Source organism: Microbacterium pygmaeum (assembly GCF_900100885.1).
Lineage (GTDB): Bacteria > Actinomycetota > Actinomycetes > Actinomycetales > Microbacteriaceae > Microbacterium > Microbacterium pygmaeum.
The window spans coordinates 338,365-353,624 of record NZ_LT629692.1 but is presented as its reverse complement, the minus strand read 5'-3'; the positions used below and the strand labels follow the sequence as shown (position 1 = coordinate 353,624).

Here is a 15,260-nt window from a genome sequence, read left to right as displayed (position 1 = left end):
ACGGGCCGGGGTGGGATCAGGTGCGCCGGCTGCCGCTGATGACGCGGAAGAGGAACACGATGAGGGCGATCACTCCGACGATCAGGGCGACCCACAGCAGCCAGCTCAGCGCCGAGTTCAGGCCGCCGAAGATCGCAAGAATGACGGCGATGACGATGATGATGATCAACGCGATGTTCATAGAGGGTTCTCCTTCTGTTGCCGGGGATGCGAGGTTGTGGCAACGACCCGGATGCCTCATGGCACGCATACGAGAATGCACCACCTGCGAGTTTGCAGGGAGGGGGTTGACGATCCTGGATTTCCGGTGATACCCGTGCGGAGGCGGAACAGCAAGGTCCGTACCGGCCTGCATCGCGCGGTGTCAAGCCCTCAGGTGGTCGCGATGACGACTCTTACCCTCGATCGACGGGCGGGGTGACATGGCGAGATTGGTGCGTGTGGTGCCGGGCGAGGATGCCGGGTACCGGCGTGTCCGCGCAGGCAACGGGTTCCGCTACGTGGACGCGGACGGCTCGGCGGCGCCGGCTGAAGACCGGGAGCGCATCCGCGACCTCGTGATCCCGCCTGCCTGGGACGACGTGTGGATCGCCGTCCAACCGCTCGCGCATATCCAGGCGGTCGGAGTCGATGACGCAGGGCGGCGTCAGTACCTGTATCACCCGCGATGGCGTGAACGACGTGATCGCCGCAAGTTCGCGCGGGCGCTGGACCTGGCCGCTGCGCTTCCTCGCGCCCGTGGGCGCGTCACCAGCGCGCTGCACCGCGAGGGCCTGGACCGCGAGAAGGTGCTCGCCGTCTCGTTCCGCCTGCTCGATGAGGCGGCACCGCGCATCGGCTCGGCCCGTTACCTCGCCCAGCACGGCAGCCGTGGCCTCACGACGCTGCAGCGCCGCAACGCCGTCGTCACCGGATCGATGATCACCCTGTCCTTCCCCGGCAAGAGCGGCAAACGAGCGCTCATCGAGATCGAGGACGACGACCTCGCCGTCGTGCTGGAGGAGCTCACCGGCGGCCGGCCGCGCTCGGCCCTGCTTTCGTACCGCAGGGGGAGCAGACGCGTCCCCCTCACACCGGCTGACGTGAACTCGCACGTGCGCTCGCTCACCGGCGGCGCGTTCACGGCGAAGGACTTCCGGACACTGCGCGGCACGATCGTCGCCGCCGAGACGCTTGCCCGCATCGGAACGGTCGACTCGCAGCGCGACCGCAAGCGCGCCGAGGCGCTCGCGGTCCGCGCCACTTCGGAGACGCTCGGGAACACGCCGGCGGTCGCCCGTTCGAGCTACATCGACCCTGCAGTGTTCACGGCATACGAGAAGGGCCGGCTTCTCGCGCTCGGCGTCTCGCCCGAAGCGGCGATCCAGCGGCTGCTTGTCGGATAGCCGGCGAGCGCGGCGCTAGAGTGTGGGCCGTGCCGACACGTCCCGCGTTCCGTCCGGCGATCCTGGGCGCCGTGGTGCTCGGCGGGATGCTCGGCGTCGCGCTTCGCGAGATCCTGCTGCTGCCGTTCACGGCGCTGTCGGACCAGTCGACGCTCGCACGTCCGCTCGCGACGATGGCGGTCAACGTGGTGGGCTCGTTCGCGCTCGGCGCCGTCGCGGGACGCCTCGGCACGCGGCATCCGCTCGGTCGCGCATTCCTCGGCACCGGCATCCTCGGCGGGTTCACCACCTACAGCGCCTTCGCCGTGCAATCGGTGACCGTCTTCAGCGCCGCACCTCTCGTGGGCATCTTCCTGGCCGTCCTGTCCGTGCTGCTCGGTCTGGCGGCTGCGGCGCTGGGCGTCCGGTTGACCCTCCGGCCCTTCGGCGGCCCGGATGAGACGCCTGCCGGGTCGGGGGTCACCACGTGAACGGCTGGGTGCTGCTGGCCGCCGCGGTCGCGGGAGGGGTGGGCGCGGGCCTGCGCTATCTCGTTGACGCCCTCGTCACCGCGACCGTCTTCACCGGACCCGGGAAGCCGACTCGATTCCCGGTCGGGATCCTCGTGGTGAACGCGACCGGATCACTGCTGCTGGGCGTCGTCACCGGCTTGGGGGCGGACGTGCTCGGCACCGACGCCGCGTGGATCCTCGCGGTCGGCCTCCTCGGCGGCTACACGACCTTCAGCACCGTCTCCCTGGATTCGGTGCTGCTCGCCCGCGCCGGGCAGTCCCGCCGCGGATGGGCCAACGCGGTCGCCACGCTGATCGTCTGCGTGATCGCCGCCGCGATCGGGCTCACCGTGGGCGGCATCTTCTGACCTGACCGCGCGGATTCGCGGCCAACGTCGAGAGAGCCGCGTGGAATACTGGAACTTCGATACAGTCCCGTATCCGCCGCGCGCCTCGCTTCGCGGCATCCGCTCGATGTTCACCGCATCGGGCACCACAGCACCCCACCGCGAAGGCCCCCGTGTCGAATCTCGCCGTCCTGAGCCTCAAGAACCGCGCGCTCATCGCCCTCATCACGATCGTCGCCGCAGTCTTCGGCGGATTGGCGCTGACGAGCCTGAAGCAGGAGCTGATCCCATCGATCGAGTTCCCGCAGCTCGTCGTGGTCTCCTCCTACCCGGGTGCCTCGCCCGAAGTGGTCAGCAACGACGTGTCGGTGCCGATCGAGACCGCGATCCAGGGGGTTCCCGGGCTGGAATCGACGTCGGCGACCAGCACGACGAACGCCTCGATCATCCAGGCGTCGTTCACCTATGGAACCAACCTCGCGACCGCCGAGCAGAAGATCAACCAGGCGATCAACCGAATCAAGACCCAGCTGCCGGACGGCGTCGAGCCGAACGTCATCTCAGCCAGCATCGACGACTTCCCGGTCATCCAGCTGGCCGTCACCGGGTACGACGACGAGCAGACGATCCAGGCGCAGCTGGAGGCATCCATCATCCCCGATCTGGAGGATGTGGACGGCGTGAACGCGGCCCAGATCGTCGGGGGCGTCGGCCAGCGCATCACCATCACCCCCGACGCGGGCGCCCTCGCGGAGTCCGGCTACAGTCAGCAGTCGATCCGCGATGCGCTGGATCAGAACGGCGTGCTGTTCCCGGGCGGCCAGATCACGGAAGACGGCCAGACCCTCACCGTCCAGACCGGCACGAAGATCACCTCGGTCGACGAGCTGGCGGCGCTGCCACTCGTCCCTTCCGATGCCGCGCAGTTCCAGGCCGGTCCGCGGACCATCGCCGATGTCGCCGCCGTCGAGGAGAACCAGGATCCGGTCACGACCATCTCGCGGGTGGACGGCGAGCCAGCGCTGACCATCGCGGTGACGAAGCTGCCATCGGCCAACACGGTGGACGTGTCCAAGGGCGTCCTGGCGGTGCTGCCCGACCTGGAGAAGAGCCTCGACGGCGCGCAGTTCACGGTGGTCTTCGACCAGGCGCCGTACATCCAGCAGTCCATCGAGGCGCTCGCCCAGGAGGGCCTGCTGGGCCTCTTCTTCGCGGTCCTGGTGATCCTCGTGTTCCTGTTGTCGGTGCGCGCGACGCTCGTGACGGCGATCTCGATCCCCACCAGCGTCCTGATCACCTTCATCGGGATCCAGGCGTTCGGGTACTCCCTGAACATCCTCACGCTGGGCGCCCTCACGATCGCGATCGGGCGCGTCGTCGATGACTCCATCGTGGTCATCGAGAACATCAAGAGGCACTACGTCGGCGATGCCGAGAAGCTCCCCTCGATCCTCCGCGCCGTGAAGGAGGTCGCCGCGGCGGTCACTGCCTCGACGATCACCACGGTGGCGGTGTTCCTGCCGATCGCCTTCGTCGGCGATGTGACCGGCGAGCTGTTCCGCCCGTTCGCGCTGACCGTCACCATCGCGATGACGGCATCGCTGTTCGTCGCGCTCACGATCGTCCCGGTGCTCGCGTACTGGTTCCTTCGTCCGGGCAAGCCGATCCTCGACGCCGACGGGCGCGAGGTCGACCCGGAGGCGCCGGAAGCGCCGCCGAGCCGCCTGCAGAAGTCCTACCTGCCGATCCTCCGCTGGACGCTGAAGCACTCGTGGGTGACCCTGCTGATCGCGGTGCTGGTGCTCGGCGGCACCGTGGCCGTCGCGCCGTTCATGAAGACCAACTTCCTCGGCGACTCGGGCCAGAACACGTTCACCATGACCCAGGACATCGGTGCCGCACCGAGCCTCGACGCCGAGGACGCCGCCTCCGCCGAGGTCGAGGGCATCCTGATGGGCATCGACGGCATCGAGACCGTGCAGGTCTCCATCGGCTCCAGCGGATCCGCCCTTCGCGACGCGTTCAGCGGTGGCGGAAGCGGCATCACCTACTCGATCACGACGGACCCGGACGCCGACCAGGTCGCGCTGCGCGAGGAGGTGCAGTCCGCGGTCGCCGATCTCGACGACGCCGGAACGTTCACCGTCGCCGGCGGCGGTGGCGGATTCGGCTCCAGCGACATCGAGATCGATGTCACCGCCCCGGACTCCTCGACGCTGACGGAGGCGACGGACGCCGTGGTCGACGCGGTCACCGGAGCCGACGGCGTCGGCCAGGTCTCGAGCAACCTGTCGGCCTCGCTGCCGTACATCGCCGTGACCGTCGATGCCGACAAAGCCGCATCGCTGGGCCTGTCGGAGGTCGCGGTCGGTGCGCTCGTCTCCAACACGATGCAGCCGCAGCAGATCGGCACCGTCGAGATCGACGACACCTCGCTGACCGTGTACCTCGCGGCATCCCAGACGCCTGCCACCCTCCAAGAGCTGCAGCAGCTCACCGTTCCGTCGGCGACCGGACCCGTCCAGCTCCAGGAGATCGCAACGGTCGAGCAGAGCGAGGGACCCACCTCGATCACGACGCAGGGCGGCCAGCGCACGGCGACGGTGACCGTGACCCCGTCGACGGATGACCTGACCACGGCATCCGCCTCCGTGAACACGGCGCTCGCCGACGCCGACCTGCCCGAGTCCGCCTCCGCAGACCTCGGCGGCGTGGTCTCGCAGCAGTCGGACGCCTTCACCCAGCTGGGTCTTGCCCTGCTCGCGGCGATCCTCATCGTGTACATCGTGATGGTGGCGACGTTCAAGTCGCTGCGTCAGCCGCTGCTGCTGCTGATCTCGGTGCCGTTCGCGGCCACCGGTGCGATCCTGCTGCAGATCGTGACCGGCGTGCCGCTGGGTGTCGCATCGCTGATCGGCGTCCTGATGCTCATCGGCATCGTCGTGACGAACGCGATCGTGCTCGTCGACCTGGTGAACCAGTACCGGGTGAAGGGACTCTCGGCCCACGACGCCACCGTCGCCGGTGGATCGCGCCGTCTGCGACCGATCCTGATGACCGCCCTGGCGACGATCTTCGCGCTGACGCCGATGGCGCTGGGCATCACCGGTCACGGCGGTTTCATCTCCCAGCCGCTCGCGATCGTCGTGATCGGCGGCCTCATCTCGTCGACGATCCTGACGCTGCTGGTCCTGCCGACCCTCTACAACCTCGTCGAGGGTGCGAAGGAGCGGCGGGCCGCGCGGCGAGGAGCGGATGCCGGTACGCGAGGCGCCCTGGAGCCCGCGCTCGCCGGGGTCGGCGCAGCGGGCGAGCACGCGCTGACGCGTCGCGAACTGCGCGAGCGCGAGGTGGTTGCTGCGGAGCCTGAGCTGCCGGTCGCTCAGCCTGAGCCCGCGGCCGATGAGCCCGCGGGCGATGAGCCCGTCGAAGCGCCTGAGCCGGCCCCCGACCCCGAGCGCCCCGGCGACACGACGCGCGACTGATCGCAGCATCCGAGAATCGGCGTGCTCAGCCCGTCCGCTGCAACGGCGCGTCGAACCACCCCTCGATGCCGGTGCGTCGCTCCACGCGGACTTCGCTCGCGAAGGTGCGACCCGAGTCCAGCCACCAGCGGCGCTGCGGTGACTCCTCCCACGCTTCGAGCGTCGGGATGTCGCGGAAGCGGTACAGCATGTACCAGAGGTCGCTGTTCTCGCCCGCGCGGACCCAGCCGGAGCCGAGGAACCCGTCGAACGAGGTCGCCATATCGGTGCCGGCCTGCATCCAGGCGGTGGCCTCGACGGTGCGGGCCGGTTCGATCCGACGCTCGATCGCGACGGTGATCGGGTGTGCCTCAGGTGCCGGCATGGTGGTGATCCGAATCGGACGCCGCGGCGAAGCTCCGATTCGGCGAACGGCGGGAGCGGGTGCGCAGCCGTGCGGGATGATGCGTGCGCGCGAGTGCACCTGTCAACGGCATCCCGCTGACCGTCGCACCGACGTTCGCGTAGCCGGAGTGGGCCGAGACCGTGCGCAGCGCCTGCGGCGGTGACGAGTGCAGACCGACGTGCCGGCGCACGCGCACGTGTCGGCGAGGACGGGTGTGCGCGACGCTCGCCTGGGCGACGGACGGCGCGGGGCGGCCGATGTTGCGCGCCAGCATCAGGAACCACAGGAACATCAGGCTGAAGACGATGAGTTCGAAGGCGGCGAGATTGAGGAACCCCGCGACGAACGCGGGGATGGTCACAGTAAGGGAGAGACCGACGCGTCGGGTGGTCTTCGCGACGCTCGGATGCATCCCCTTGAGCACCCACCGGCGCGAACCGAGGATGACCACGAAGGCGAGGAGGGCCCCCTGGGGTCCGCGGTCGTGCATGAATTCGTTGACGTTCATGGGGAAGATCCCGACGATCGACAGGTGCACGCCGATCACACCGACAAGAACCGGGACGAAGGTCGCCGCCCGGCGGTTGGCGAGCACGGCACTGCCGGCGTGACGCGCCATCTCCACGCGCAAGCGGGTCGCGAAGTAGACGACCAGCGCGCCGGAGACGACGATGGTCGCGTTGAACATGTACCCCGAGAACACAGCGAAGGTGCCCAGCCGGCTGAAGTGCAGCTGCCACCACATGGGGTCGGGTGTGGTGATGATGGCGATGAGGATGCCGAGGGCGATGAACCCCGACGTGGTGTAGCCCGCCTGGGCTGCGGTCAGGTGGCGGGGACGCGCGAGCGGCACTCGCAGGGTGCGCGTCAGCACCTGTTGCAGGGGGACGGATCGGTCGTCGGGTACGGCGAGGAGGGTCACGGGCAGGCCTTCTTTGTCGTCAACAGAGACAGCACGATCGTCCTGCAAGATCCCCAGGCCGCCGGCCTCTACCCTCCCTAGACACCGGTGCTGCTGCATACAGTGTTGCATCCTCTGGTGAGGCGTACTCACAGAGTCGCAGAACTCGTATCCGCTAGAGTTGGTGCGTCGGTTCTGGACACCGCGTTTCGCGGATGGGTTTGTGAGTCCAAAGGGCCGATGGTGGGAGCGAATCCGCTCCGGCGACCATCACGTTGAATGGCCCCCCGGCCGACGCTCGTCCGGGCAACTCCGTGCCGCATGTTGCGGCGAAGCGAGTGCGATCACGACAGTACGACTGTCTCGATGCGTGCTGCGCGCGAGTGCTGTTCTCAGTTGAGACAACCCAGAAGGACATCCATCATGCCCAAGAACAAGAAGCCCGCCGGCGGACGACCGGCGAAGAACTTCGAACCGCGATACGGCGAGAAGAAGGCGCACAAGCCCGGCAGCAAGAGCCCGGGTCATCGCGGCTACCGCCCGACGGAGGAGACGACGACCGGCGCGCCCAAGACGCGGTGGACCGCGACCCAGCGTGCGGGCCGCGACGAAGCCCGCGGCATCCGCTCGCACTCCGAGCGTCCTGCGCGCTCGTTCGATGACCGCCCCGCGCGTCGCGAGTACACCAACGACCGCCCCGCGCGTTCGTACGACGATCGTCCTGTCCGGCGCGAGTTCGGAGGCGACCGTCCCACGCGTTCGTACAGCAACGACCGGCCGCAGCGTTCGAGCGATGAGCGTCCGGCTCGTCGTGAGTACAACAGCGACCGACCTGCGCGCCGCGAGTACGGCAATGACCGCCCGCAGCGTTCGAATGATGAGCGTCCGGCTCGTCGTGAGTACAACAGCGTCCGGCCCGCGCGCCGCGAGTACGGCAATGACCGCCCGCAGCGTTCGAATGATGAGCGTCCGGCTCGTCGTGAGTACACGAACGACCGTCCCGCGCGCCGCGAGTACGGCAATGACCGCCCGCAGCGTTCGAATGATGAGCGTCCGGCTCGTCGTGAGTACACGAACGACCGTCCCGCGCGCCGCGAGTACGGCAATGACCGCCCGCAGCGTTCGAACGATGAGCGTCCGGCTCGTCGTGAGTACACGAACGACCGCCCAGCGCGCCGCGACGACCGGGATCGCCGCCCCGCGGCATCCGGTGCCGCCGCCGGCCACGCGGCCGGCCGCTCCAACTGGAACGAGAAGGCCGCTCCTGCGCGCAGCGCCGCACACGAGCAGCACGTGGACGTCGTCCACGAACGCCTGCAGGCCGACGCCATCCAGGCCACCGATGTCGATGGCGTGAGCTTCGGCGACCTCGGGCTGGGCGAGAACATCGTCCGCACGCTCGCCGACCTCGGCGCGGCTGCCCCGTTCGCGATCCAGGCCGCGACGATCCCCGAGATCATCGCAGGCCGCGACGTGCTCGCCCGTGGCCGCACCGGCTCGGGCAAGACGATCGCGTTCGGCGCACCCCTGGTCGAGAACGTGCTGAAGGCCGGCGCCGGCAAGAAGCGCGAGTTCGGCCGCAAGCCGAAGGCGCTCATCCTCGCCCCCACGCGCGAGCTCGCCCTGCAGATCGATCGCACGATCCAGCCGATCGCGCGCAGCGTCGGCCTGTTCACCACGCAGATCTACGGTGGCGTGCCCCAGGCCCGCCAGGTGGGCGCGCTGAAGAAGGGCGTCGACATCATCATCGGCACGCCCGGCCGGATCCAGGACCTCATCAACCAGCGCAAGCTGGACCTGAGCGAGGTCATGGTCGCGGTCATCGACGAGGCCGACCACATGTGCGAGCTCGGCTTCCTCGAGCCGGTGCAGGAGATCCTCCGCGAGACGGCCGACGGATCCCAGAAGCTGCTCTTCTCGGCGACGCTCGACCGCGAGGTCTCGTCGCTGGTGGACGAGTTCCTCGTCGAGCCGGCCGTCCACGAGGTCGCCGGTGAGGACCAGGCCTCCAGCACGATCGATCACCAGATCCTGGTGATCGAGCACCGCGACAAGGCCGAAATCCTCGACCAGCTCGTCGACCGCGAAGGCAAGACCCTCGTGTTCGCCCGCACCCGGGCCTACGCCGAGATGCTCGCCGAGCAGTTCGCCGACATCGGCATCCCGGCGGTCTCGCTGCACGGCGATCTCAACCAGGCTCGTCGCACCCGCAACCTGGAGCGCCTCACCTCGGGCCGGGTCAACGTGCTCGTCGCGACGGATGTCGCCGCCCGCGGCATCCATGTCGACGACATCGACCTGGTGATCCAGGCCGACGCGCCCGACGAGTACAAGACCTACCTGCACCGCTCTGGCCGAACCGGCCGCGCGGGCAAGACCGGTCGCGTCGTCACGCTGATCACGCGTCAGCGCCAGCGCAAGATGACCGAGATGCTCGAGCGCGCCGAGATCGAGGCGCCGTACGTGAACGTGCGCCCCGGCGACGACATGATCAACGCGGTGCGCCGCGGTCACTGACCGTCGCACCGTGCTGAACGCAGCGGCTCCGATCCTCGGATCGGGGCCGCTGCGTCGTTCCCTCAGTCCGGCATCACCAGCTGACTGACGACGAACCGTGCCCCCTGCGGGTCGACGATCACCGCCTCGCGGGTCCACTCCGTCTCCGCCGTCGACTCCACCGTCGCGCCGAGATCCTCGGCGGATGCTGCAGTCGCATCGCGATCCGCGACGGTGAAGCGGATGAGCCAGGATGCCGCGGCATCCGGCTTCTCGGTCAGCCCGCAGATCACGTCCTCGAATCCTTCGGGAGCGAACTGCTGGCGCTCGTAGATGTCGGGATCCACGGTCTCCGACAGGTGCTTGCCGTATCCCGGCAGACGGATCATGCCCGCGCCGAGCTGCGGATCCACCCGCCAGCCGAAGATCTCTCCGTAGAAGGCGAGGGCTGCGTCGGGGTCGGGTGTCTGCAGGTCGCTGAAGTTCCACGCGCCGGGCTCGTTCACGATCTGCGCACCCGGGTTGGTTCCGGCCTGCCAGAGCCGGAACACCGCACCCTGCGGGTCGGCGCAGGTCGCGCTCGCGCCGGGCTCGCCGTGTGACGGGGCGACGAGGATCGTGCCGCCCGCGCTCCGGATCAGCGTGCAGGTCGCATCGATGTCGTCGCACGCGACGTAGCTGACCCATCCGGCGCCCGAATCGACCTGCTCCAGCCCGCCGACGTCCTTCCCTTGGAGTCGCGCGATCGCGTAGGCCGAACCCGGCGGGCCGGCGTCGATGAAGTCCCAGCCGAAGAGGGCGCTGTAGAACTCCCGCCCTGTGCGCGCATCGCTCTGCTCGACATCGATCCAGCAGGGCACACCGTGCGGGTAGCCCCGCTTCTCATTCGTTGCGTCACTCATGGTTCGTCCTCCATTCGACGATCGGTTCCACGCTGACACGATGGCGGATGCCGCGGACAGGGCTTGACCGCAAGCCCGAAGCATCCTCCCCCCTCACTTGACCCGATCGGCCCCTTCCCGGCGCCCGGAAGGGGCCGATTGGGTCAAGTGGGCGGCCCTTAGAACAGGCGCGACTCCTCCGCGGCGCGTCCGCGTGAGGTGGTGATGATCGCCGCCCGGGCAGCGAGGCCTGGAGTTCGACTGCCCCGCGGGTGCTCGTCCTCGTCATGGCCGTCGAGTCCGTGCACACGCAGCAGCGGCCGGACCCGCTTGGCGAGCCAGGTGCGGTACGCCTTCGGCGCGGTCGTCGACGCGCCGGGGTAGAGGCCCAGATACGACGACACGAGTTCCGGATGCTCGCGCTGGATCCACGACAGGAACCACTGCTTCGCGCCCGGCCGAAGGTGCAATGCGCCATAGACGACGCGGGTGGCACCGGACGCTTTGATCCGCGTCAGCGCGGAGTCCAGCGCGGCGATCGAGTCGGTCAGATGCGGGATCACCGGCATCAGGAACACTGTGACCGAGAAGCCGGCGTCCGTCGCGGCGCGGACCGTCTCGAGCCGGGCGGTCGCCAACGGGGTTCCCGGCTCGATCAGCTGCTGCAGCTCGTCGTGGAAGACCGCGATCGACATCGCGAGCGAGACCCGGACGGATGCCGCGGCTTCCCGCAGCAGCGGAATGTCGCGGCGCAGCAGTGTGCCCTTCGTGAGGATCGAGAAGGGCGTCCCGGTTTCGGTGAGCGCCGAGATGATCCCGGGCATCAGCTTGTACCTGCCCTCGGCGCGTTGATACGGGTCGGTGTTGGTGCCGAGCATGACGGGTTCGCGCGTCCAGCTGCCGCGCCGCAGCTCTTTGCCCAGCACCTCGGCGACGTTGATCTTGACCACGATCTGGGAGTCGAAATCGTGGCCGGCGTCCAGCTCGAGGTACTCGTGCGTGCCGCGGGCGAAGCAGTTGTGGCTGATGACACCGTTGGCGATGAAGTCGCCCGTGCCCGTCGTGATGTCGACCATGTCGGTCTCGACACCGAGGTCTTCGATGCTGACGATACGAAGGTCGGCGACCGTCTTGACCGCGACGTCTTCGATCTGAAGTCTGCGGGAGATCGCCGGGTCGGTGAGGTGGAAGAAGCGCTGCCGAGCGGGGAGCCCTCCGGTCACGCGCACGGTGATGACCCCGTTGGGCCGAGTGGGCTCGCGCACGAAGGTCACTCCGTGGTTCCGGAGCGCCTGCTCGGTGGTCTCGATCATGTCGCGGTCTTCGTTGACGATCCTGACGACCCCGCGGGAGCACGATCCCTCGGCATCGAAGATGCCGGCCAGGAATCCGGCCTGCCAGTCCCGGAGGGACGCCGCCGGCGTCCTGATCAATTCTTCGATCCGGGTGACATCGGCGCTCTTCGCCGTATGGATGGCCATCATGGCCCGGCGCGTCGCTGTTGCCCGAGTGAACGGCCGGGTGTTGGTGACGACCCCTTCATCCGACAGGAACTGCCGAGTTCGAACGAGCGCCTCGCCGTCTGCGAGGGCGAGACGGAATCTGTGGATCTCTCGCGTCCGTCGAGTGTCGGCATAGGTGGCGTGAAAGCTCATCCCATCTCCGCGGATCATCCCCGCCAGATATCCGCGCCGATAGTCGGCGGGCAGGGGATCGGTCCGCCGCACGAGATCGCCAGCGAGACCGAAGCCCATCAGCCGGTTGTTGGTCGTGAGGTACGGACGCTGATCCGTGCCGGTCATCGCGCCGGTGATGTGCTTCCACCCTCGATCGGTGAGGAACCGGTGATCGCCGCTGCCGACGATTTCGGTTCCATCGGCCAACGTCACTCGGTATGCGCGCTTGCGAGTGCCCCACTTGGCCCGGACGGTCGTCTTGACGTAGCGCCGGTAGTCGCCACGCAACTCGGTGCCGATGATCTCATCGCCGACGCTCAAGTCGCCGATCGGTCGTTGGCGACCGTTCGCCATCAGCACGAGGGTGTCGGGAGTGAGGCAGTAGGCACACGCATGAGTGCAGCCCCGATACGGATTCACCGTCCAGTCGAACGGCATCGCCGATGTTCCCGGTACGTGGTTCAGGGCGCTCTTGCACATCACCTCGTGGAATGTGACCCCGGCGAACTCGGGAGTGGTCACCGATCGCACGAGACCGTTCAGGCGCTCCATGCCGGGCAGAGCCGCGGCATCCGCCACCCCCAACTGCTGACCCTGCCATCGCATGCCTCAATGGGAACAGAACTACGAAACTCTGTCAAGCCGATACCGAACAGATTGCCGAATGAGGATCGTGCGCCTCGCCTGCCTCGACCGATCGGCATCCAGCAGGGAGAATAGTGGGGTGACGGCACCCGGACCGCACAGCTCCCCAAATTCTCGCCGCGCCGCACGATCGCAGCGCGAACGAGCGGTCGAGCGCGCCCCGGGGGCCGACGGCGAGACCGACACCGTCGACACGCGGCCGCTCCCGGTCGTCGAATCCCCGCCATTGCGGCGCGAAGCGAGGACGCCGCCTCCGACGCCCGCCCGCCACGCTCGTGCCCGACGCGCGGCCCGCGTCGGCGCGGTCTTCGCCCTCGCTGCAGCCGGGTCGCTCGTGATGGGCTCTGCCGCCGCCGTGACCGCCGCGATGAGCGGGCCGGTCGTCTCCGACACCGCCGGTGCGGTGATCCAGACCTCTGAGAAGGTCGACGCGTCGATCGCGGCAGAGACTCCCGTGCCGCTTCCGGCCCCCGCAGCCTCCATCCCCGCACCCACCGTCGAAGCAGCCCCGGCAACTGTCGACATCTGCGCGATCCCCGCCGTCACCGATGCGATCGCGGCGGGCGACGACGCCGGGGCGATCGCGGCCGCCGGCGGCGCCGAGCCGTTCCGCACGGCGGTCGCCGCCGGCATCGCACCGTGCGTACCGCTGGACGATCCTGCGCACGTCTGGGTCGTCATCAACAAGACACGCCCGTTCGCACCGATCGACTACAGCCCCACACCGCTGGCCATGCCGCAGGGCGTGCGCAGCGTGGAGGGCGGGTCGATGCGGACGGATGCCGCGGACGCGATGACCGCCCTGGTCGGCGCGGCCGCGCAGGCCGGCGTGGGTGAGATCGCCCTCGAGAGCGGCTACCGCTCGTACGAGACGCAGCAGACGACGTACGGCAACAACGTCGGCAATGAGGGGGCCGAACAGGCCGACCTCTCGAGCGCCCGCCCCGGCTTCAGCGAGCACCAGTCCGGCCTCGCCGCGGACGTCGTGGGCTGCGGCGAGGGCTGCGGCACGCTCGACGACCTGGCGGCGACGCCTCAGGGTCAGTGGATCGCGGCGCACGCGTGGGAGTACGGCTGGGTCACCAGGTACGTCGACGGTGCCACAGCGGTGTCCGGCTATGTCGCCGAGCCATGGCATCTGCGTTACATCGGACCCGAACTCGCCCGCGCCTATCACGACGGCGGATGGACCACCCTCGAGCAGTTCTTCGGACTGCCCGCGGCTCCCGACTACCTGGGGTGAGGCATCCTCCAAAGGCGGAACCCAGTTCCTCGCATCGTGGAATGCAATCCCACCGCCGCTGAGGATGCGCCCCCTGCGGTGCCCTAGAATCGCTGCGGCCAACGAAGTCACAGAAGGGCAGGGGCGCACATGGAGCGCGACATCTACGACGAGGATCACGAGGCGTTCCGCGAGGTCGTCAAGGAGTTCGTCAAGCGGCATGCCACGAACGAGGCGCGCGCGAAGTGGGACGCCGACGGAGAGATCGATCGGGCGACCATGCTGGCCGCAGGCGAGTCGGGCCTGATCGGCCTCTCGGTCCCCGAGGAGTTCGGCGGCGCCGGCATGCTGCAGGACTACCGCTTCCGCACGATCGTCAACGAAGAGGTCATCGGCGCGGGCGCCGGATCACTGGCCGGCGCCTTCGGCATCCAGGATGACCTCGCCGTCCCGTACATCGTGCACATGGGCACCCAGGAGCAGAAGGAGAAGTGGCTGCCCCGCATGGCCACCGGCGAGATCCTCGGCGCGCTCGCGATGACCGAGCCGGGCGCGGGCAGCGACCTGCGTGGCATCAAGACGACCGCGAGGAAGGTCGATGGCGGATACATCGTCAACGGCGCGAAGACGTTCATCTCCAGCGGCAAGACCGCCGACATCGTCGTCACCTTCGTCAAGACGGGTGAGGGCAACAAGGCCGACGCCTTCAGCCTGCTGATCCTCGAGAACGGCATGGAGGGCTTCGACCACGGCAAGAAGCTGCAGAAGATGGGCTCGCACGGGCACGACACCGCCGAACTCTCGTTCAGCGATGTCTTCGTCCCCGAGGAGAACCTCATCAGCGGCAGAGAGGGCCAGGGCTTCATCCAGCTGATGATGAACCTGCCGCTGGAGCGCCTCTCGATCGGCATCGCCGCGGGCGCCGCATCCCAGGCCGCCTATGCCTGGACCGTGGAGTACACCAAGAGCCGCGAGGCGTTCGGCGAGCGGATCATCGACTTCCAGAACACGCGGTTCAAGCTGGCCGATGTCGCGACCACCGTCGATGTCATGTGGGCGTATCTGGACCGAGCGCTCCTGGCGTACAAGGACGGCAAGCTGTCGGCCGTCGAAGCCGCGAAGGTGAAGTTCTGGACCACCGAGCGCGAGTGGGAGATCCTCGACACGTGCGTGCAGCTGCACGGCGGCTACGGCTACATCACCGAGTACCCGATCGCCAACGCGTTCCTGGACGCCCGCGTGCACCGGATCTACGGCGGCACGAACGAGATCATGCGCGACATCGTCAGCCGCGAGATCGCCGGCAAGAAGTAGGACGGACGCGCCCGGCGTACACGAACTCCTCC

Annotated in this window: 12 protein-coding genes; 7 read left to right on the top strand and 5 right to left on the bottom strand. The window is 68.4% G+C overall.

The genetic code is table 11. From position 1 onward, the window contains the following. Positions 1 to 16 precede the first annotated feature (16 nt). Positions 17 to 181 carry a hypothetical protein gene (locus BLT19_RS17735; RefSeq protein WP_172825572.1) on the bottom strand — a complete coding sequence of 55 codons (165 nt, stop codon included), beginning with the start codon at positions 179 to 181 and terminating at the stop codon, positions 17 to 19. Between the two features lie 241 nt (positions 182 to 422). Between BLT19_RS17735 and BLT19_RS01545 the strand changes: the two genes are divergently transcribed. The 4 genes from BLT19_RS01545 (at position 423) to BLT19_RS01530 (ending at position 5,708) form a co-directional block, all read left to right on the top strand. Then, a complete protein-coding gene (locus BLT19_RS01545; protein WP_091485308.1) occupies positions 423 to 1,385 on the top strand; it encodes a DNA topoisomerase IB in 963 nt (320 codons plus the stop codon). A gap of 29 nt (positions 1,386 to 1,414) precedes the next feature. Next, positions 1,415 to 1,855 (top strand): fluoride efflux transporter FluC, encoded by a 441-nt coding sequence (locus BLT19_RS01540; protein ID WP_231917738.1) that lies wholly within the window; start codon positions 1,415 to 1,417, stop codon positions 1,853 to 1,855. Beyond that, entirely contained in the window at positions 1,852 to 2,244 is a 393-nt protein-coding gene (locus BLT19_RS01535; protein ID WP_091485306.1) for a fluoride efflux transporter FluC, read from the top strand. Before BLT19_RS01540 ends, BLT19_RS01535 begins: the two co-directional genes overlap by 4 nt. A gap of 152 nt (positions 2,245 to 2,396) precedes the next feature. Continuing rightward, positions 2,397 to 5,708, top strand: coding sequence for an efflux RND transporter permease subunit (locus BLT19_RS01530; protein ID WP_091485303.1), 3,312 nt, complete (start codon positions 2,397 to 2,399; stop codon positions 5,706 to 5,708). Positions 5,709 to 5,733: 25 nt separating this feature from the next. Here BLT19_RS01530 and BLT19_RS01525 read toward each other — a convergent pair whose 3' ends face one another. Then, positions 5,734 to 6,072 (bottom strand): antibiotic biosynthesis monooxygenase, encoded by a 339-nt coding sequence (locus tag BLT19_RS01525; protein WP_231917737.1) that lies wholly within the window; start codon positions 6,070 to 6,072, stop codon positions 5,734 to 5,736. After that, complete coding sequence (locus BLT19_RS01520) at positions 6,059 to 7,015, bottom strand: DUF998 domain-containing protein (RefSeq protein ID WP_091485301.1); 957 nt, start codon at positions 7,013 to 7,015, stop codon at positions 6,059 to 6,061. Before BLT19_RS01520 ends, BLT19_RS01525 begins: the two co-directional genes overlap by 14 nt. 402 nt (positions 7,016 to 7,417) lie before the next feature. On the opposite strand from BLT19_RS01520, the gene BLT19_RS01515 reads away from it, so the two are divergent. Beyond that, positions 7,418 to 9,511 (top strand): DEAD/DEAH box helicase, encoded by a 2,094-nt coding sequence (locus tag BLT19_RS01515; RefSeq protein WP_091485298.1) that lies wholly within the window; start codon positions 7,418 to 7,420, stop codon positions 9,509 to 9,511. A gap of 62 nt (positions 9,512 to 9,573) precedes the next feature. Here the strand turns inward: BLT19_RS01515 and BLT19_RS01510 are convergent, their stop codons facing one another. After that, positions 9,574 to 10,392, bottom strand: coding sequence for a VOC family protein (locus BLT19_RS01510; protein WP_091485296.1), 819 nt, complete (start codon positions 10,390 to 10,392; stop codon positions 9,574 to 9,576). A 158-nt stretch (positions 10,393 to 10,550) separates the two neighbouring features. Next, entirely contained in the window at positions 10,551 to 12,653 is a 2,103-nt protein-coding gene (locus tag BLT19_RS01505) for an intein-containing Rv2578c family radical SAM protein (RefSeq protein ID WP_091485294.1), read from the bottom strand. Positions 12,654 to 12,771: 118 nt separating this feature from the next. Between BLT19_RS01505 and BLT19_RS01500 the strand changes: the two genes are divergently transcribed. Together BLT19_RS01500 and BLT19_RS01495 are read left to right on the top strand one after the other, a co-directional pair. Further along, positions 12,772 to 13,935: a M15 family metallopeptidase gene (locus tag BLT19_RS01500; protein ID WP_157681728.1), complete on the top strand. Its 1,164-nt coding sequence runs from the start codon at positions 12,772 to 12,774 to the stop codon at positions 13,933 to 13,935. A gap of 129 nt (positions 13,936 to 14,064) precedes the next feature. Continuing rightward, positions 14,065 to 15,228: an acyl-CoA dehydrogenase family protein gene (locus BLT19_RS01495; protein WP_091485289.1), complete on the top strand. Its 1,164-nt coding sequence runs from the start codon at positions 14,065 to 14,067 to the stop codon at positions 15,226 to 15,228. Positions 15,229 to 15,260 lie beyond the last annotated feature (32 nt).